Annotated in this window: 16 protein-coding genes; 7 read left to right on the forward strand and 9 right to left on the reverse strand. The window is 72.5% G+C overall.

The window, feature by feature from the left end; translation table 11 throughout:
• The first annotated feature begins 60 nt into the window (after positions 1-60).
• From ACFV3E_RS35735 to ACFV3E_RS35745, 3 genes are read left to right on the forward strand one after another with little or no spacing between them, the layout of a single operon-like run.
• The gene (locus ACFV3E_RS35735) at positions 61-1203 is read left to right on the forward strand and encodes a DUF916 domain-containing protein (protein ID WP_500538986.1); all 1143 of its coding nucleotides are present in this window, start codon (positions 61-63) and stop codon (positions 1201-1203) included.
• Between the two features lie 5 nt (positions 1204-1208).
• Positions 1209-2216, forward strand: a complete 1008-nt coding sequence (locus ACFV3E_RS35740) for a hypothetical protein (RefSeq protein ID WP_500538988.1) — start codon at positions 1209-1211, stop codon at positions 2214-2216.
• 44 nt (positions 2217-2260) lie between these two features.
• Positions 2261-3499, forward strand: a complete 1239-nt coding sequence (locus tag ACFV3E_RS35745) for a hypothetical protein (RefSeq protein ID WP_500539055.1) — start codon at positions 2261-2263, stop codon at positions 3497-3499.
• 17 nt (positions 3500-3516) lie between these two features.
• Here ACFV3E_RS35745 and ACFV3E_RS35750 read toward each other — a convergent pair whose 3' ends face one another.
• The 3 genes from ACFV3E_RS35750 to ACFV3E_RS35760 are packed head-to-tail and all read right to left on the reverse strand — an operon-like array spanning position 3517 to position 6392.
• Positions 3517-4713: a dipeptidase gene (locus tag ACFV3E_RS35750; RefSeq protein WP_500538990.1), complete on the reverse strand. Its 1197-nt coding sequence runs from the start codon at positions 4711-4713 to the stop codon at positions 3517-3519.
• 3 nt (positions 4714-4716) lie between these two features.
• Positions 4717-5220, reverse strand: coding sequence for a 5-(carboxyamino)imidazole ribonucleotide mutase (gene purE, locus ACFV3E_RS35755; protein ID WP_361797940.1), 504 nt, complete (start codon positions 5218-5220; stop codon positions 4717-4719).
• A gap of 32 nt (positions 5221-5252) precedes the next feature.
• On the reverse strand, positions 5253-6392 hold the full coding sequence (locus ACFV3E_RS35760) for a 5-(carboxyamino)imidazole ribonucleotide synthase (protein ID WP_500538992.1): 1140 nt from the start codon (positions 6390-6392) through the stop codon (positions 5253-5255).
• 106 nt (positions 6393-6498) lie between these two features.
• Here ACFV3E_RS35760 and ACFV3E_RS35765 point away from each other — a divergent pair, with 106 nt between their 5' ends.
• Complete coding sequence (locus ACFV3E_RS35765; RefSeq protein ID WP_500369074.1) at positions 6499-7053, forward strand: GtrA family protein; 555 nt, start codon at positions 6499-6501, stop codon at positions 7051-7053.
• 6 nt (positions 7054-7059) lie between these two features.
• On the opposite strand, the gene ACFV3E_RS35770 is transcribed toward ACFV3E_RS35765, so the two are convergent.
• Together ACFV3E_RS35770 and ACFV3E_RS35775 are read right to left on the reverse strand one after the other, a co-directional pair.
• Entirely contained in the window at positions 7060-8328 is a 1269-nt protein-coding gene (locus tag ACFV3E_RS35770) for a sensor histidine kinase (RefSeq protein WP_499512184.1), read from the reverse strand.
• Between the two features lie 37 nt (positions 8329-8365).
• Positions 8366-9040 (reverse strand): response regulator transcription factor, encoded by a 675-nt coding sequence (locus ACFV3E_RS35775; protein ID WP_018559726.1) that lies wholly within the window; start codon positions 9038-9040, stop codon positions 8366-8368.
• 343 nt (positions 9041-9383) lie between these two features.
• Here ACFV3E_RS35775 and ACFV3E_RS35780 point away from each other — a divergent pair, with 343 nt between their 5' ends.
• Entirely contained in the window at positions 9384-10886 is a 1503-nt protein-coding gene (locus ACFV3E_RS35780; protein ID WP_500538994.1) for a peptide MFS transporter, read from the forward strand.
• A 687-nt stretch (positions 10887-11573) separates the two neighbouring features.
• On the opposite strand, the gene ACFV3E_RS35785 is transcribed toward ACFV3E_RS35780, so the two are convergent.
• Positions 11574-12917, reverse strand: a complete 1344-nt coding sequence (locus ACFV3E_RS35785) for a UDP-glucose dehydrogenase family protein (RefSeq protein WP_500538996.1) — start codon at positions 12915-12917, stop codon at positions 11574-11576.
• 180 nt (positions 12918-13097) lie between these two features.
• On the opposite strand from ACFV3E_RS35785, the gene ACFV3E_RS35790 reads away from it, so the two are divergent.
• Complete coding sequence (locus ACFV3E_RS35790) at positions 13098-14165, forward strand: LCP family protein (protein ID WP_500538998.1); 1068 nt, start codon at positions 13098-13100, stop codon at positions 14163-14165.
• Positions 14166-14250: 85 nt separating this feature from the next.
• On the opposite strand, the gene ACFV3E_RS35795 is transcribed toward ACFV3E_RS35790, so the two are convergent.
• Positions 14251-15480: an LCP family protein gene (locus ACFV3E_RS35795; RefSeq protein WP_500539000.1), complete on the reverse strand. Its 1230-nt coding sequence runs from the start codon at positions 15478-15480 to the stop codon at positions 14251-14253.
• Positions 15481-15598: 118 nt separating this feature from the next.
• The gene (locus ACFV3E_RS35800; RefSeq protein WP_499512179.1) at positions 15599-15862 is read right to left on the reverse strand and encodes a DUF1876 domain-containing protein; all 264 of its coding nucleotides are present in this window, start codon (positions 15860-15862) and stop codon (positions 15599-15601) included.
• A 118-nt stretch (positions 15863-15980) separates the two neighbouring features.
• Here ACFV3E_RS35800 and ACFV3E_RS35805 point away from each other — a divergent pair, with 118 nt between their 5' ends.
• Positions 15981-16523, forward strand: coding sequence for an acyl-CoA thioesterase (locus tag ACFV3E_RS35805; protein WP_018559720.1), 543 nt, complete (start codon positions 15981-15983; stop codon positions 16521-16523).
• Positions 16524-16549: 26 nt separating this feature from the next.
• On the opposite strand, the gene ACFV3E_RS35810 is transcribed toward ACFV3E_RS35805, so the two are convergent.
• Positions 16550-17998, reverse strand: a complete 1449-nt coding sequence (locus ACFV3E_RS35810) for an LCP family protein (RefSeq protein WP_500539002.1) — start codon at positions 17996-17998, stop codon at positions 16550-16552.
• Positions 17999-18064: the final 66 nt, after the last annotated feature.

Raw genomic sequence — 18064 nt, forward strand, 5'->3', positions numbered from 1 at the left:
TAGCTCGGGTGGGCCGGCCGCCGCGACCGGCCCACCACCGGACCGCGAGGGAGCGCCGCCATGACCAGAGCCAGGGCCGGAGCCAGGGCGTCCGGCGCGCTCCCGACCGTCCTCCTCGTCCTCTTCGTCCTCCTCGGTCTCCTCGGCCTCGGCGCGGCATCCGCTCCCGCCGCCCTCGCCGCGGACAACGGCCGCTGGTCGGTCTTCCCGGCCCCGGCCGCCGGGGCGAAGGACCGCAGCCCCACCGCCCAGGAGCGGCCCTTCTTCACCCTGGAGGCCGGCCCCGGCACCACGCTCCGGGACAAGGTCTCCGTCTCCAACCTCTCGCGCGAGCCGATGACCTTCCGGCTCTACGGCGCCGACGCCTACAACACCCCGCGCGACGGCGGCTTCGCCGTGCGCGGCGCCGACGAGGAGAACACCGACGTCGGCTCCTGGGTACGGCTGGCCCGGAGCAGCATCACCATCCCCGCCCGCACCCGCGCCGACATCCCCTTCACCGTCACCGTCCCCGCCGACGCCTCGCCCGGCGACCACCCCGGTGCGATCGTCGCCCTCGACACCCGGGTCGGCGCCGCCCCGGGCGACGTACGGGTGGGCGTGCGCAGGGCCGTCGGGGCCCGTGTCTACCTGCGCGTCGCCGGACCCGGCCTCGCCGCCCTGTCCGTGGAGCACGTCACCGTCGGCCACGGCGGACCGCTGTTCCCCGGCACCGGCGACAGCCACGCCACCATCCGCTACACCCTCGTGAACCGGGGCAACGTCTCGCTCACCCCGCGGCTCGCCGTCACCGCGCGGGGCCTGTTCGGCCGCACGCTGCTGGACCGTCCGGCACGCACCCTGCCCCTGGAACTGCTGCCCGGCCAGCGCGTCGAGCTCACCGAGCCCTGGGCGGGCGCCCCGCAGTTCGACCGGGTCGGCGTGCGGTTGCGCGTCACCGCGGTACGCGCCGACGTCGACGAGACCGCCGGCGCCTCGTTCCTCGCGGTGCCCTGGGCGGCCGTGGGCCTCGCCCTGGCCCTCCTCGGGGGCCTGGCCGTCCTGCTGGTGCGGATCCGCGCGCGGCGCCGGGCGGCGCAGACGGACCCGGCGGCGGGGGAGGAGCCGTACGAGGCCGGCCGCACCGACCTCGCGGCCCGCGCGGGCGGCGGACCCGACGACCCCGGCGCCACCGGCGCGACCGTCGGCGGCAGGACGGCGTGAGGCCCATGCGACGGCGCACCCACCGGATCCCCGCGGCGGCCCTCTGCCTCCTCGCGCTGCTCCTCCTGAGCGCCCCCGCCCCCGCCGCGGCGGCTCCCGGCCCGGCCGTGACCGTCCGTCCCGAGCAGGCCGGCGCCGGCGGCGACATCACCGTACGGGGCACCGGCTGGCGGCCGGACACCCTGCTCACGCTGCTGATCTGCGGGCAGAACGCGATCGGCGGCACCAACTCCTGTGCCAACGCGTACGGCCGGGCCGTCACCACCGACGCCCACGGCGCCTTCCGCCGCGCGATGCCGGTCGCGGAGCCGCCCGAGCCCTGCCCGTGCGTCGTCCACGTCGCCACCGTCACCGGTGAGCACACGGTGGTGGACGCGCCCTTCGTCGTCGCCGGCCACCCGACCGCCCCGCTGCCCGAGCGCACCGGCGACGGCCGGCTCGCCGTGCTCAGCGCCCGGCTCGACGGCTCGAACGGCCTGCTCACCTGGTTCGGCGCCCCGCCCGGCCGGCGCCTGGTGCTCACCGTCGGCAACCTCGGCACGGGTCCGGCCAAGGACCCCGTCTTCCGGGTCGGCACCTCCCACGGGCTCTTCGGGCCCCAGTGGGAGGAGCGCACCTGGCGCGGCACCGTCCAGCCGGGCACGAAGGCCCGGGTCGAGCTGCCCGTCGAGCTGGCGGCCGGCGCCCACGGCGACTACACCGTGACCCTGGAGCACGGGGGCAAGGTGCTGGTGACCGAGCCCTGGGACGTCCCGCGCCCCTGGGGCGTGACCCTCTTCTGGCTCCTGCTCTGCGTCGTCGTGCCCGCCGTGCTCTTCCGGCTCTGCATGGCCGTCGTCAACCGGGTCCGCCCGCCTGCCCCGGGACCTGCGGGACCGCCCGCCGTCCCGCCGGCCGGCCCGGCGCCCGCCCTGCCGTGGTTCAGCCACGACCACCAGCCGCAGCACCGCACCGCTGAGGCCACCCCATGGACGGACGGCACCGCCCACCGCCACGAAAGGAACCACACGTGACCCACCGACGATCCCGGGCCGCCACCGCCGTCGGCCTCGCCCTGATGCTCAGCGGTGCGGGCGTCCTCGCCGCGGCCCTCCCGGCCGCGGCCGCCGAAGTCGCGTACGCCACCGAGTGCACCCCGCCCGCGGCCTCCGGCCTGCCCAAGGTCAACGGGACCACCAAGGCCGACATCAGCGCGCCCGCCACGGCCGCGGTGGGCGACGAGATCGAGGTGGTCTGGAAGTTCACCCAGGCCGCCTCCAAGAACCCGGACCTCATCGACCTCCCCGCGAACAGCGTCAAGCCGTCCGGCGAGATCACCGTCGCCGGCGCCCAGAGCGGCAGCCTGGCCGTCGAGGGGCCGCGCGAGAACCCGGCGATCCCCAAGAACAGCGAGATGAAGCTCTCCGACATGAAGGGCACGCTGAAGCTCACCGCACCCGGCGACGTGACGCTCACCCCCGGCGGCTACGCCATCAACGCCTTCTCCACGGACACCACGTGCGTGCCCACCGGCACCGTCCCGGTCGCCGCGACGATCAAGGTGACCGCGGACGGCGGCGGTACCGGCACCCCGACGACCACCCCGACCACGACCCCCACCACCACGCCGAGCACCACCCCCACGACGACCCCGAGCACCACCCCCAGCGGCACCGCCACCGGCGGAACCTCCCACACCGGCAAGGAGGTCGACGTCTCCTACGCCTGCAAGACCCCGATCGGCGACAAGAGCGCGGTCTCGCCCGTGCAGATCGACGCCGAGGAGAAGGGCGGCGCCTACGACCTCACCGTCCACTTCGGCGAGTCCGTGATGGACAGCCCCGCCGACATACCCGCCGACTCCGTCAAACCCTCCATGAAGGTCGAGGTCGGCGGCGTGGACCAGGGCGAGGTCGCCGTCGAAGGCCCCACCAACAAGGACCCCATCAAGGCGGGCGACCCCATCGAGATCCCCGACCTCACCGGCAGGTACACACCCGCCCACGACGGGCAGGCCACCCTCACCCCGGGCGTGCTGACCGTCGAGGCCCTCGGCACCACCACGACCTGCACGCCCACCGAGGACCCCGGAGTCTCCCTGACCCTGGACGTCACCGGCCAGGAGGGCGGCATCACCGGCGGTTCCGGCGGGTCGTCCGGCACGTCGGGCGGCACGACCGGGACCTCCGGCGGCCTCGCCGACACCGGTTCCTCCGACCGGGCCTCCCTGCACGCCCTCGCCCTCGTCGCGGGGACCGTGCTCCTCCTCGGCGGCGCGGTCTTCACCTTCACCCCGTGGAGCCGCCTGCGGCGCTGACCCGGGGGGCGCACCGGCTACCGCGCGGTGGGGCCGTCCAGCTCCTCGATCGAGGCGTTGGACGGCCCGCGCTGGCCCCGCAGACCCTCCGCCACCGACCCGGCGTCGCGCAGCACCCGGACCGCGTTGCGCCACGCCAGCTTCGCGAGGTCGTCCTCGGACCAGCCACGGCGCAGGAGTTCGGCGAACAGCCGCGGGTACCCCGAGACGTCGCCGAGGCCCTCGGGGAGGTGGACGACGCCGTCGTAGTCGCCGCCGAGGCCGAGGTGGTCGACACCGGCGACCTCGCGCATGTGGTCGAGGTGGTCGGCGACGGTGCCGATGTCCGCGACCGGCCGGGGGTGGCCGGCCGCGTAGGCCTCCTGGACGGCCTGGGCCTCGGCGGACTGGTCGAGCGGGTGCAGACCGCGGGCCTTCATGTTCTCGTTCGCGCCGACGATCCACTCGGCGGCCGCCGGCAGGATGAACTGCGGCACGAAGGTGGCCATCGCGACGCCGCCGTTGCGGGGCAGTTGCTCCAGGACGTCGTCCGGGACGTTGCGGACGTGGTCGCAGACGGCGCGCGAGGAGGAGTGCGAGAAGAGCACCGGGGCCTCGCTGACCCGCAGTGCCGCCCGCATCGTGCCGGGGGAGACGTGGGAGAGGTCGACGAGCATGCCGAGGCGGTTCATCTCGCGGACGACCTCCTCGCCGAAGGCGGTCAGGCCGCCGTGCCGCGCCTCGTCCGTGGCCGAGTCGGCCCAGTCGATGGTGTCGTTGTGGGTGAGCGTCATGTAGCGCACGCCCAGCGTGTACAGCATCCGCAGCACACCCAGGGAGTTGGCGATGCTGTGCCCGCCCTCGGCGCCCATCAGGGAGGCGATGCGGCCCTCGGCGCGGGCGGCCTCCATGTCGTCCGCGGTCACCGCGAGGCGCAGGGCGTCCGGGTGACGGTCGACCAGCCGCAGCACGCAGTCGATCTGCTCCAGGACGGCGACGACCGCGTCGCCCCCGGTGAGGTCGCTGCGGACGTACACCGACCAGAACTGCGCCCCGACGCCGCCCGCCCGCAGCCGGGGGATGTCGGTGTGCAGGTGGGCGGACTGGTCACCGGCGATGTCCCGCCGGTCGAGGTCGTAGCGGACCTGCTCGCGCAAGCGCCACGGGAGGTCGTTGTGGCCGTCCACCACGGGGTGGGCGGTGAGCAGCTCCTGTGCGCGTGCGAGCAGGTCCATGGACTACTTCTTCCCTCCGAAACCGAAGCCGGCCGACCCCTCCACCTTGGCACGCAGGCGCTTGCCCTTCTCGGTGGCCTGCTGGTTCAGCTCGTCCTGGAAGTGCCGCATGCGCTCCAGCAGTTCGGCGTCGTGCGCGGCGAGCATGCGCACCGCCAGCAGGCCCGCGTTGCGCGCGCCGGCCACCGAGACCGTGGCGACCGGGACGCCGGCGGGCATCTGCACGATGGACAGCAGCGAGTCCATGCCGTCCAGGTACTTCAGCGGTACGGGCACGCCGATCACCGGCAGCGGCGTCACCGACGCCAGCATCCCGGGGAGGTGCGCCGCGCCGCCGGCGCCCGCGATGATCGCCTTGAGGCCGCGCTCGGCGGCCTGCTCGCCGTACGCGACCATCTCGCGCGGCATGCGGTGCGCGGAGACGACGTCGACCTCGTACGGCACCTCGAACTCGTCCAGCGCCTGGGCGGCGGCCTCCATGACCGGCCAGTCGGAGTCGGAACCCATCACGATGCCGACCAGCGGCCCAGCGGGATTGCTCACTCTTGGATCGTCCCTCGCAGGTAGTCGGCGGCGTGCCGGGCGCGTTCGCGCACCTCGGCCAGGTCGTCGCCGTAGGTGTTGACATGGCCCACCTTGCGGCCGGGCTTCACGTCCTTGCCGTACATGTGGATCTTCAACTGCGGGTCCCGGGCCATGCAGTGCAGGTACGCCGCGTACATGTCGGGGTAGTCGCCGCCGAGCACGTTGGCCATCACCGTCCACGGCTGGCGCGGGCGCGGATCGCCCAGCGGCAGGTCCAGCACCGCGCGCAGGTGGTTGGCGAACTGCGAGGTTATGGCGCCGTCCTGGGTCCAGTGGCCGCTGTTGTGCGGACGCATGGCCAGCTCGTTGACGAGGATCCGGCCGTCCCGGGTCTCGAAGAGCTCCACCGCGAGGTGACCGACCACGCCCAGCTCCTTGGCGATGGTCAGCGCGAGCTGCTGGGCCTGCGCCGACCGGGCCTCCGGCAGCTCGGGCGCCGGCGCGATCACCGTGTCGCACACGCCGTCGACCTGGATGGACTCCACCACCGGGTAGGCGACCGCCTGCCCGTGCGGGGAGCGCACGACGTTGGCCGCCAGCTCCCGTACGAAGTCGACCTTCTCCTCGGCCAGCACCGGCACGCCCGCCCGGAACGGCTCGGCGGCGCCGGCCTCGTCGCGGACGACCCACACGCCCTTGCCGTCGTAGCCGCCGCGCACCGTCTTGAGCACGACGGGGTATCCATCGCCCTCCTCGGCGAAGCGCGTCACGTCCGCCGGGCCGGAGACGATGCGGTGCCGCGGGCAGGGCACGCCGATCGAGTCGAGCTTCGCCCGCATCACGCCCTTGTCCTGGGCGTGCACCAGCGCGTCGGGCCCGGGGCGGACGGCGATGCCGTCGGCCTCCAGCGCCCGCAGGTGCTCGGTGGGGACGTGCTCGTGGTCGAAGGTGATCACGTCGCAGCCGGCGGCGAACGCGCGCAACGTGTCGAGGTCGCGGTAGTCGCCCACCACGACTTCCCCGGCGACCAGGGCCGCGGAGTCCACGGGCGTGTCGCTGAGGAGCTTGAACCTGATGCCGAGGGGGATGCCCGCCTCGTGGGTCATACGGGCGAGCTGGCCGCCGCCGATCATGCCGACTACCGGGAATGTCACAGTCACCAGGATATCGGGGCACGAATGTCGCACCGACCGCCGTCCCGCGGGGGGCCCGGATAGCATGAAGGTCACTGACCAGACACAGACGGGGCCGAACGATCACATGGACGGTGCGACCGGGTCCAGCACCCGCGCAGGACTGCGGAACCGGCTGACCGCGATGACCCGCGAGATCGCCAAGTTCGGGGCGGTCGGCGGGGCGGGGGTCCTGGTCAACATCGGGGTCTTCAACCTCGTCCGGCACGTCACCGACCTCCAGGTCGTGCGGGCCAGCATCATCGCGACCGTCGTCGCGATCGTCTTCAACTACGTGGGCTTCCGCTACTTCACCTACCGTGACCGCGACAAGTCGGGCCGTACCCGCGAGCTGACCCTCTTCCTGGCGTTCAGCGCGGTGGGCCTGGTGATCGAGAACGGGGTGCTCTACACGGCGACCTACGCCTTCGGCTGGGACAGCCCGCTGCAGAGCAACGTCTTCAAGTTCATCGGCATCGGCGTGGCGACCCTGTTCCGCTTCTGGTCCTACCGCTCCTGGGTGTTCAAGGCGCTGCCCGTCCGCGAGACGGTGCAGGAAGCAGAATCGTTCCTGGTCGCCAAGGGGACCGAGACCCCCGGCGCCCGGACCGGAACCCACGGCGCCCGGTCCTCCGCGCGCTGAGGCGCCCTAACGCTTCTCCGCGCCCCTCCCGCGGGTGGCCCGGTCCTCCCCTGCCAGGAAGAGCGCGAAGACCGGAGGACGCTGCTGCAGCAGCTCCAGCCGGCCGCCGTCGGCCTCGGCCAGGTCGCGCGCGACGGCGAGGCCGATGCCGGTGGAGTTGCGGCCGCTGACCGTGCGCTCGAAGACCCGGGCCCCCAGCTCCGGCGGCACGCCCTGGCCCTCGTCCGTGACCTCGACCACGACCTGCGTCCCGGTGACCCGGGTGGAGATCGCGACCGTGCCTGAGCCGTGCATCAGCCCGTTCTCGATCAGCGTCGCCAGCACCTGGGCCACCGCCCCGGGGGTGCCGACCGCGCGCAGCCGCTTCTTGCCCGCGGAGGTGATGGCCCGGCCCGCGCTGCGGTACGCCGGGCGCCACTCCTCCACCTGCTGCTTGATCACGTCGTCGATGTCGAAGACGACCGCCGAGCCGGTCCGCGGGTCCCGCGCGTTGGTGAGCAGCCGCTGCACGACGTCCGTGAGCCGTTCCACCTGACCGAGTGCGATCGTCGCCTCCTCCTTGACGGCGTCCTCGTCCTCGGCCGTGGCGATGATCTCCTCCAGCCTCATCGACAGCGCCGTCAGCGGCGTCCGCAGCTGGTGGGAGGCGTCGGCCGCCAGGCGCCGCTCGGCGGTCAGCATCCGGGCGATCCGCTCGGCGCTGCGGTCCAGCACGTCGGCGACCCGGTCCAGCTCCGGCACCCCGTAGCGCCGGTGGCGCGGTCTCGGGTCGCCCGAGCCCAGGCGCTCCGCGGTCTCCGCGAGGTCGGTCAGCGGGCTGCCGAGCCGGCGCGCCTGGCGCACCGCGAGCACGACGGCGGCCAGCACCGCCAGCAGCGCCACCGCGAGGATGATCAGCAGGGTGCGGCCGATCTCCTGGCTGACCTTGCTGCGGGACTCCTCGACGGTGACGATCTCGCCCTGCTCGCCGGTCTGCCGGGAGGAGATCACCTGGCCCGTGGGCCTGGTGCCGATGGTGATCGGGTCCGCCCCCGGGATCTGCACCAGCGCGTACCGCCCGGGGGCGATCTGCTGGGCCAGCACCTCGCGGCTGATCCGCTCCTCGCCGATCATCCTGCTCTCGACGATGCCGACCAGCCGCACCGCCTCCGAGTCCACGCTCTCCTTGGCGCTGTTCTCGATCGTCCGGGCCTCCACCAGGACGAGGGAGACACCGAAGACGGCGATGACGACGAGCACCACGGCGAGCGTGGACTGGATGAGACGGCGGCGCATGAGTGAAGCGTCTCAGACCGCGAGGGCCCCGGGCGTGCTAGTTCTTCTCGAACCGGAAGCCGACACCGCGCACCGTGGAGATGTAGCGGGGGGCCGCCGCGTCGTCGCCGAGTTTCTTGCGCAGCCACGAGATGTGCATGTCCAGGGTCTTGGTGGAGGACCACCACGTGGTGTCCCAGACCTCGCGCATCAGCTGCTCCCGGGTGACCACCCGGCCGGCGTCGCGCACCAGCACCCGTAGGAGGTCGAACTCCTTCGCGGTGAGCTGCAGTTCCTCGTCGCCCATCCACGCGCGGTGCGACTCGACGTCGATCCGCACGCCCTGGGTGGAGGGATGCTGGGCCTCGGCGGTGCCGCGCCGCAGCAGCGCGCGCACCCGGGCCAGCAGCTCGGCCAGCCGGAAGGGCTTGGTCACGTAGTCGTCGGCGCCGGCGTCCAGGCCGACCACCGTGTCCACTTCGTCGGCGCGGGCGGTGAGCACCAGCACCGGGAAGCCATGGCCTTCGGTGCGCAGCCTCCTGCACACCTCCAGCCCGTCCATTCCGGGCAGCCCCAGGTCGAGCACCAGAAGATCGAAGGAGCCGAGCAGGGCGGCTTCGAGCGCCGCGGGTCCGTCCTCGCGCACCTCGACCTCGTACCCTTCGCGGCGCAGCGCGCGTGCGAGCGGTTCCGAGATGGATGCGTCGTCCTCGGCGAGCAGTACGCGGGTCATGGGCTGATGGTAGTCCGCCCGGAGAAACCGCACGCCGGGCGGGCCGCGACTGTTGTGAGGTACATCTCAAGTCATCCCATATAGCACATCTTGCGCTGCCATAAGGTAACGAAAAGCCCGTAACAGCCCATGGGACCTCCGGCGCGCCCCACGCGTCGAAGGACCCTTCTGCGACGGGACCGGTCCCCACCAGTATTTCAGTCAACGACCTGTAGGCCGGGGCCGCGCCTGTGAAGGCGTCGGCCGTGGATCCCGGGTGCGCCTTCGTGCGCCCCGGTGCCGGTCACCCCCCACCCGGGCGCGCACCGCTCTCGCAGCGCGTCCCGAGAAGCAAGGAAAGCCCATGGCGTCCAGCCTGACTGAGGGCCTTGCCGCGCCGAACCCCGGATTCAGCGGCAGGAACTTCCTCGGCCACCCCCGCGGCCTGGCCACTCTCTTCCTCACCGAGACGTGGGAGCGTTTCAGCTACTACGGCATGAGGGCGCTGCTCGTCCTCTACCTGACGGCCTCGGTCACGGACGGCGGCCTCGGCATGAAGGCCGCCACCGCCGGTGCGATCTACAGCGTCTACACCGCCACGGTGTACCTGCTGGCGATGCCGGGCGGCTGGTTCGCCGACCGCCTGTGGGGCCCGCGCCGTACGGTCGCCATCGGCGGCGCGATCATCATGATCGGCCACTTCCTGCTGGCCGTGCCGGTGAAGGCGTCGTTCTTCGTCGGCCTGGTCTTCATCGCCGTGGGCTCCGGCCTGCTGAAGTCGAACATCTCGACGATGGTCGGCCAGCTCTACCCGGACCGCAACGACCCGCGCCGCGACGGCGGCTTCACGATCTTCTACATCGGCATCAACCTCGGTGCCTTCCTCGCCCCGCTGGTCATCGGCACCGTGGGCCAGCAGGTCAACTGGCACCTGGGCTTCGCCCTCGCCGGTGTCGGCATGGCGCTCGGCCTCGCCCAGTTCCTCATCGGCACCAGGAACCTCGCGCCGGTCTCCAGCGTGGTCCCCACGCCGCTGGACGCCGCCGAGCGCGCCGGTCTGATGAAGAAGGCCCTGCTGTGGCTGGTCGCCGCCGTCGTCTTCTACGGCGTGGTCACCTTCACCGGTCACTTCACGATCAACTGGGTACTGTGGCCGCTCTCCCTGCTGGGCCTGGCGCTGCCGACGTACTACTTCGCGCGCATCCGTCGTGACCAGGAGCTCACCTCGGACGAGAAGACCAAGGTCACCGGCTACATCTGGTTCTTCATCGTGGCCGCCGTGTTCTGGATGATCTACGACCAGTCCGGTTCGACCCTGACGGTCTTCGCCTCCGAGCACACCTCGTCCACGCTGTGGGGCTTCGACTTCCCCGAGAGCTGGTTCCAGTCGCTGAACCCGCTGTTCGTGATGGCCCTGGCCCCGGTCTTCGCCGCGCTGTGGATGCGGCTGCGCCGGAAGAACCCGAGCACGACCGTGAAGTTCGCCCTCGGTCTCATCGGCATCGGCGCCTCCTTCGTCGTGATGATGCTGGCGCAGGCCGCCGCCTCGGGCGACGTCAAGGTCACCCCGCTGTGGCTGGCCGTGGTCTACCTGATCCAGACCACCGCCGAGCTGTGCCTGTCCCCGGTGGGCCTGTCGGTCACCACCAAGCTGGCCCCGGCCAAGTACGCCAGCCAGATGATGGGCCTGTGGTTCCTCGCCGTGACGGCGGGCGACTGCGTGGCGGCCATCCTCCAGCTGGTCATCGGCGACGGCTTCCTGTCGGAGACCTCCTTCGCGGTCCAGGGCTTCGTGGCGCTCGCCGCGGGCGCGGCCTTCATCGCGTACCGCAAGCGCGTCATCCGGCTCATGGGCGACGTCCACTGACGTTCCGCCCCCCGCGCGGCACGCCGAGGGCCCGGAGCGCCACGCTCCGGGCCCTCGGCGCGTCTTTGTGCGCCGCCGTTGTGGTTGCGGTTGGGGGTTCTCCCTCCGCCCGCCCGCCCGATTGCCCGGCGCGGTCAGTGACCGCCTCGCGCGGTCGTTGTGGGGTCGTGGCCGCGCCGGCGCACGTCCTCAGCGCTCGCGGTTTACGTTCACATCATTGGGCGCCGGGTGCGCCGCTCGTCTCCCCCAGCCTTCGGCCGGGGGGACCCCCATGGCTGCACCCCGCCACACCCCCTCCCGTTCGGTTGGGGCGACTGACGGCCGGACGGGGTTCAGTAAGGCACCCGCGGCGACCCCGGTTCGCCTCCTGACCCCCCACCGGCCGTCATGCGCCTACACAGCGGGAGGGGGTGTGGCGGGGTGCGCCCGGAAGCGACGAGCGGGGGACCCGGCGCCGAATACTGCAGGGTTAAACCGCGAGCGCTGAGGACGTGCGCCGGCGCGCCACCGACCCCAACCCAACAGAGCGCAGGCTCGCACCAACCGTGCCGGGCAATCGGGCGGGAGGCGGGGAAACCCCCAACCGCAACACACAACGGAGCCGCACACAACCACCGGGCGGAAACAACGCACCCCGGGCCGCAACCACGACGCACCCGCAGACGAAGAACCCGCACCCCCGGAGGGCTACGCGTGGGGGCGGCCCATCGCCCGGAACGTCCAGCCCGCCGCACGCCACACCGCCGGCTCCAGCGCGTTCCGCCCGTCGATGACGTGCCGGCGCCCGGCCACCGCCCCGAGCACCGCCGGGTCGAGCTCGCGGAACTCCCGCCACTCCGTGAGGTGCAGCACGACGTCGGCCCCGCGGACCGCCTCCAGCGCAGTGGAGGCGTACCCGAGCGTCGGGAAGAGCCGCCGCGCGTTGTCCATGGCCTTGGGGTCGTACACGGTGACCTGGCCGCCCTGGAGGTGGATCTGCCCGGCGACGTTGAGCGCGGGGGAGTCCCGCACGTCGTCGGAGTCGGGCTTGAAGGCCGCGCCGAGCACCGCGATCCGCTTGCCGAGGAAGCCGCTGCCGCCGCAGGCCTCGCGGGCGAGCTCGACCATGTGGCCGCGGCGGCGCATGTTGATGGAGTCGACCTCGCGCAGGAAGGTCAGCGCCTGGTCGGCGCCGAGCTCGCCGGCGCGGGCCATGAAGGCGCGGATGTCCTTGGGCAGGCAGCCGCCGCCGAAGCCGATGCCCGCGCGCAGGAACTTGTTGCCGATCCGCTCGTCGTGGCCGATGGCCTCGGCGAGCTTCACCACGTCGCCGCCGGCCGCCTCGCTGACCTCGGCCATGGCGTTGATGAAGGAGATCTTGGTGGCGAGGAAGGCGTTGGCCGCCGTCTTGACCAGTTCCGCGGTCGGGTAGTCGGCGACGACGAAGGGGGTGCCCTCGCCGATGGGGGTCGCGTAGACCTCGCGCAGCAGCTTCTCGGCGTGCCCGGAGGCGACGCCGACCACGATCCGGTCCGGGTGCAGGGTGTCCTGGACCGCGAAGCCCTCGCGCAGGAACTCGGGGTTCCACGCCAGCTCCGCCCCGTCCCCGGCGGGGGCGAGCTCGGCCAGGCGGGCCGCCAGCCGTGCCGCGCTGCCGACCGGGACGGTCGACTTGCCGACGACCAGTGCGGGCCGCTCCAGGTGCGGGGCGAGCAGCTCGAAGGCGCTGTCGACGTAGCTCATGTCGCAGGCGTACTCGCCGTGCTTCTGCGGGGTGTTCACGCAGACGAAGTGGATGTCGCCGAAGGCGGCGACCTCCTCCCAGGAGGTGGTGAAGCGCAGCCGCCCGCTGGAGTCCGGCAGGCCGGCGACGTGGCGGCGCAGCAGTTCCTCCAGGCCCGGCTCGTACATGGGCACGCGGCCCGCCGCGAGGGTCTCGATCTTGGCGGGGTCGATGTCCAGGCCCAGCACCTCGAAGCCCAGCTCGGCCATCGCCGCGGCGTGCGTGGCGCCGAGGTAGCCGGTGCCGATCACGGTGAGCTTGAGCGCCATGCGGACGGTCCCTCCCAGGTCGTGGCCTGATTGCGATGTTGAGCATAGCCCCGGGCGGTGACCGGGCTTTCCCCGGCGCGTGCACCGCAGGAGGCCGGGGCATGGGCACGGCACCGTCCCAGGCGCCACAATGCCCCCTACGCACGCGTGGGGAGCGGGTGCACAGGGTGGGGGTGGGTCATGACGACGACGGATCCGGTGGGTCACGAGGAGACGGCGGTCCCGGAAACGGAGCGGGCAGCGGCACCGGGGAAGACGGCGGAGCCGGCCCGCAGGAGGCGCAGTCGCACCCGGAGGGTGCTGCTGGGCGCGCTGGTCCTGCTGGCCGTGGGGGTGCTGGGGGTGGCCGGGACGTTGTGGTGGACGGTGGACCACTACACGGGCAAGGTGGACCGCATCCCCAACGTGTTCCCGACGAAGGTGCCCGAGAGCGAGCAGCCGCCGGCCGCCAAGGGCGGTGAAACGTTCCTCCTGGTCGGTGTGGACGCCCGCTCCGAGCTGCCGACCACCGGCCGGGACGCCAAGGCGCCGGAGTGGAAGCGCGGCGCCCAGCGCAGCGACACGATGATGCTGGTGCACCTGCCGGCCGACCGCAAGCACGCCTACGTGGTCTCGCTGCCCCGCGACAGCTGGGTCACGATCCCGGGGAACGGCAAGGCCAAGCTGAACGCCGCCTTCTCCTGGGGCGGCCCGCCGCTGCTGATCGACACCGTGCAGCGGCTCACCGACGTGAAGGTCGACCACCTCGCCGTCATCGACTGGAGCGGCTTCAAGACCCTCACCGACGACATCGGCGGCGTGGACCTGGACGGGAAGCACATGAACGGCGAGGAGGCCCTGGCGTATGTCCGCTGGCGCTACGACCTGCCGCGCGGTGACCTGGACCGCACCCACCGCCAGCAGGCCTTCCTGCGTGCGGTGATCGCCAAGACGCTGACCAAGGACTCCATGAGCAACCCGCTGAAGGCGAAGGAGTTGCTGGACCGGGTCACCGGTGTGGTCAGCGTCGACGACCGGCTCTCCGACGGGGACCTGCGCGACCTGATGTGGAGCATGCGCGGGGTGCGCGAGGGCGACATGGTCTTCATGAACGCCCCGGTCGGCGGGCTCGACATGATCAAGGGCCAGTCGGTGGTGCTGCTCGACGAGAGCGGCACCGCGCGGCTGTGGGAGGCCATGCGCAACGACACCATGTCCGAGTACGTGGCGAACCACTCCCTCGACCGCCTGGGCTCCTCCACCCCGTGAGCCCCGCGGGCGCCGGCGGGAAGAGCGGAGGGGCCGGCCGGGCGCGGTGTGCGCGCCCGGCCGGCCCCTCGGCCGTCCCACGGGGTCAGGAGCCGGACGTGACCGTGACCTTGTCGTCGTTCTTCAGCTCCGAGACGAGCTGCTTGACCTTCGGCATGTCCCACTTGAGGGCACTGCCCACGTTGGTGCTGATGGAGCCCGAGGTCGGCATGTTCATCGAGATGCCCTCACCGCCGGAGACGCTCTTCATCGCCCAGAACATCGACACCAGGTCCCACAGGCTCATGTCCTTGTCGACGATCAGCGTGTCCAGGCCCGCGCCCATCGTGGGGTAGAGCTTGAAGGGGTTGAGGACCGTGCTCGGCGTGGCCGTCTGGCCCGCGAGGGCGGCGAGGAACTTCTGCTGGTTCTTGGTGCGGCCCAGGTCGCCCTCGGCCTCCTGGTAGCGCTGGCGGACGAAGGCCAGGGCCTCGTCGCCGTTGAGGGTCTGCTTGCCCTTCTTGATGTGCAGGCCCGAGTTCTTGTCGTCGATGTCGCGGGGGATGTCCAGCTCGACACCGCCGACCGCGTCGACGAGGCCCGCGAAGCCGGCGAAGCCGATCTCCGCGTAGTGGTCGATGTGCAGGCCCGTGTTGTACTCGACCGTGCGCACCAGCAGCGTCGGTCCGTCTATCGAGTAGGCGGCGTTGAGCTTGTTCTGGCCGCGCGAGGCGAACGTCTTGCCGGACTCGGAACCCTTGAACTCGGGGATCGTGACGTAGGAGTCACGGGGGAGCGAGATCAGCGAGTTCCCGTTGTCACCGACGTGCAGGATCATCATCGAGTCGGTCCGCTTGCCCTCGGCGGAGCCGGTGTGCAGCTGCTTCTTCTGCTCGCCGGACAGGCCCTCACGGCTGTCGGAGCCGACGATGAGGTAGTTGGTGCCCTCGCCGGTCTCCGGGCGGTCTATGACCGTGCCGAGGTCCACCTCGCGGCGCACCTTGCCGTCCGCCCAGAAGTAGGTGCCGATCGACCAGGCGGCGACCACGACGACCAGACCGATCAGGATGGCCTTCACCCGCCGCTTGCGGCTGCCGGGCGGTGAGGTGCGGCCGCCGGTGGACGGCGGGCCGTACGAGCCGCCCCCGTAGCCGTCGTGGCCCGCGCCCGGGCCTGCGTGACCGGGGACGCCGCTGCCGTACGCCTGCTGGCGCGGCACGCTGCCGGGAGCCGCCGCCGCACGGCGCGGGGACAGCTCGGGGGGCAGCGGCGGCTCGGACACCTGCTGCTGCCGCTGGTTCCTGTCGTCGGACCAACCGTCGGGCCATGCGTTCATGTACCGCAGTGTGCCCTGCCGCCCTGCCCGGCAGTGCCTCCGTGGCGCTTCTGAAGCAGAGCTGATGCAAAGGTCACAGGACCGCGGTGATGCGGTGACCGGTTGTGTCCGGCTGCTCTCAGCCGGTGAGGTGCGTCGGGGCGTTGGTGTGGGTCTCGATCATTCCGGCGGCCTGTTCCAGCAGTTCGTGTGCCAGGTTGGAGCAGGCCCGGGAGGCGGCCACGTCCTCCCCTATGCGCATGTCCGGCTCGTCGTTCGGATTGCGCCGCGAATAGCCGTGGCCCACCACGCCCGGGGCGCCGTCCCCGGAGAGCGAGGCGGTGCAGGCGGTGCGGCTGCCGTCCTCCTCCAGCGACAGCTTGATCGTCCACGTCTTCTCCATGGCGGATCACCTCTTGGACTTCGGGACGTCGGCCCCTTTCTCAGCATCCGCCCGCCCCCGCCGCCGGGCAAGGTGTGCCCGGGGAGGAGCACGGCTCGGCAGTGCTTAGGGTGGAGCCATGTTCGAGGAGCCACCCCCGCACCCTGTCCCGTTCAAGCCCACGTCCGCCTCGCGGATCACGCTGGCGCACATCATGACCCACCACGACACGAACCTGCTGGGCACCGTGCACGGCGGCGTGGTCATGAAGCTCGTGGACGACGCGGCGGGCGCCGTCGCCGGACGGCACTCCGAGGGGCCCGCGGTGACCGGCGCCATGGACGAGATGGCCTTCCTGGAGCCGGTGCGGGTCGGCGACCTGCTCAAGGTGCAGGCCCAGGTCAACTGGACCGGGCGGAGCTCCATGGAGGTCGGCGTGCGCGTGCTGGCCGAACGCTGGAACGAGTCCGGCCCGGCGACCCAGGTGGCCAGCGCCTACCTGGTCTTCGTGGCCGTGGACGCCGAGGGCGCGCCGCGCCCGGTGCCCCAGATCGAGCCCGAGACCGACCGGGACCGGCGCCGTCTGCAGGAGGCGCAGATCCGCCGCACGCACCGGCTGGCCCGCCGCCGGGCGATCATGGAGCTGCGCGAGAAGCGAGCCGCCGAAGGCTTCGAGGACTGACGGCGCCCGGTCGCCGGCCCCGGACCTCAGCCGCACGCGACGCGGTCGCCGCGCGCGGGCGGGAGCTCCACCGGCGGCGGCGCGGGCGGGTCCGGCTCACCGGCCCGCACCGGGGTCACGCCGTCGTAGTCCGCGCCCACGGTGATCCGCAGCGTCGACCCCAGCCCGGAGACCGCTCGCAGCTCGGCGTACGGCAGGGCCGTCCCCAGGGCCTTGGCGGAGCGGTCCCAGCCCGGGTCGTAGTGGATGACCGTGTACTCCGCGTCGTGCCGGACGGTGTTGCCGGGCGCACCGGTGGTGCGGAAGCCCAGGCGGCGCAGTTCCTTGTCCACGCGCGCCCCCAGTCCGTTGACCGTCGTCCCGTTGTTGACCTGGACGCGGATCGACTTGGGCGGCACGTCGACCTGCTCCGGCTCGGGCGCCGTCGACGGGCTGGGCGTGGCCAGGGGGCCGCCGTCCGGGCCGGTCAGCGGGCGGTCCTCGCGCAGCGCGTCGAAGATCCGCCCGGCGCCCTTGACGTCCCAGCGCAGGGTCGTGCCCACCCCCTGCACCCGGAACGGCGTGGCGTCCACGGGCACCGACGCGAACTCCACCGAGCGCGCCCCGAAGCCGCCCCGCAGCCCCGTGGCGAGCGCGATCAGGTCGTCCGGCTTGGTCTGCCGGTCCGCGCGCACCGAGCCCAGCGCGGCCCGGGCCACCTGGTCGAGCTTGACCGGGTTCTCCAGCAGCCCGATGTCGGTGACCCGGCGGACCAGGGCGGCCAGGAACCGCTGCTGGTTCAGCATCCGCGGGAGGTCGGGGCTGCCGGGGAAGTGGCCGGAGCGCACGTACCGCAGCGCCGTGCCGCCGTCCGCGCGGACCGTGCCGGCGGGCAGGTCGAGACCGGTCAAGGGGTCCCGCTGCGGCTGGGCGAAGCAGAGGTCGACGCCGCCGATCCTGTCGACGGTCTTCATGAAGGAGCCGAAGTCGAACTCGGCGTAGTGGTCGACCTTGATCCCGGTCATCTTCTCGACCGTGCTGACGGCGAGCGAGGGGCCGCCCACCCCCCAGGCCCACTTCAGCTTGCCGGGGCGGGGCAGCTCCGCGTACGAGTCCCGCGGCAGGGCGACCACGCTGACCCGCCTGCCGTCCCGCGACAGGTGGGCCAGCATCATCGTGTCGGTGCAGTCGCAGGGCTCCCCGCCCAGGCGCAGGGCGGTGCGCTGCGCCGCGGTCAGCCCGCGGCGCACGTCGGTGCCGACCAGCAGGAAGTTGGTGCCCTTGGTGGGGTTGGGCCGGTTCTTCATCCCGGCGAAGGCGTCCACCCGCGCCAGGCGGTCGTCCATGTGCCCCAGGACGGCGTGCCCGATCCCGCTGGCGGTCAGGATGCCCAGCGAGACGGCGCCGAGGACGCGCATCCCGCGGCGCACGGGCGACCGCTTCCGGGCCCGGCGGGCGGCTGCGATGGGCTGCTGACGGCGACGAGCGACGGTCATGGAGTCACGCTAAGGAGTCATACCGTCGTACGGGATGAGCCCCGCCCGCCTGCACGTGTTCGTATC

The organism is Streptomyces sp. NPDC059718 (assembly GCF_042733315.1).
GTDB lineage: Bacteria > Actinomycetota > Actinomycetes > Streptomycetales > Streptomycetaceae > Actinacidiphila.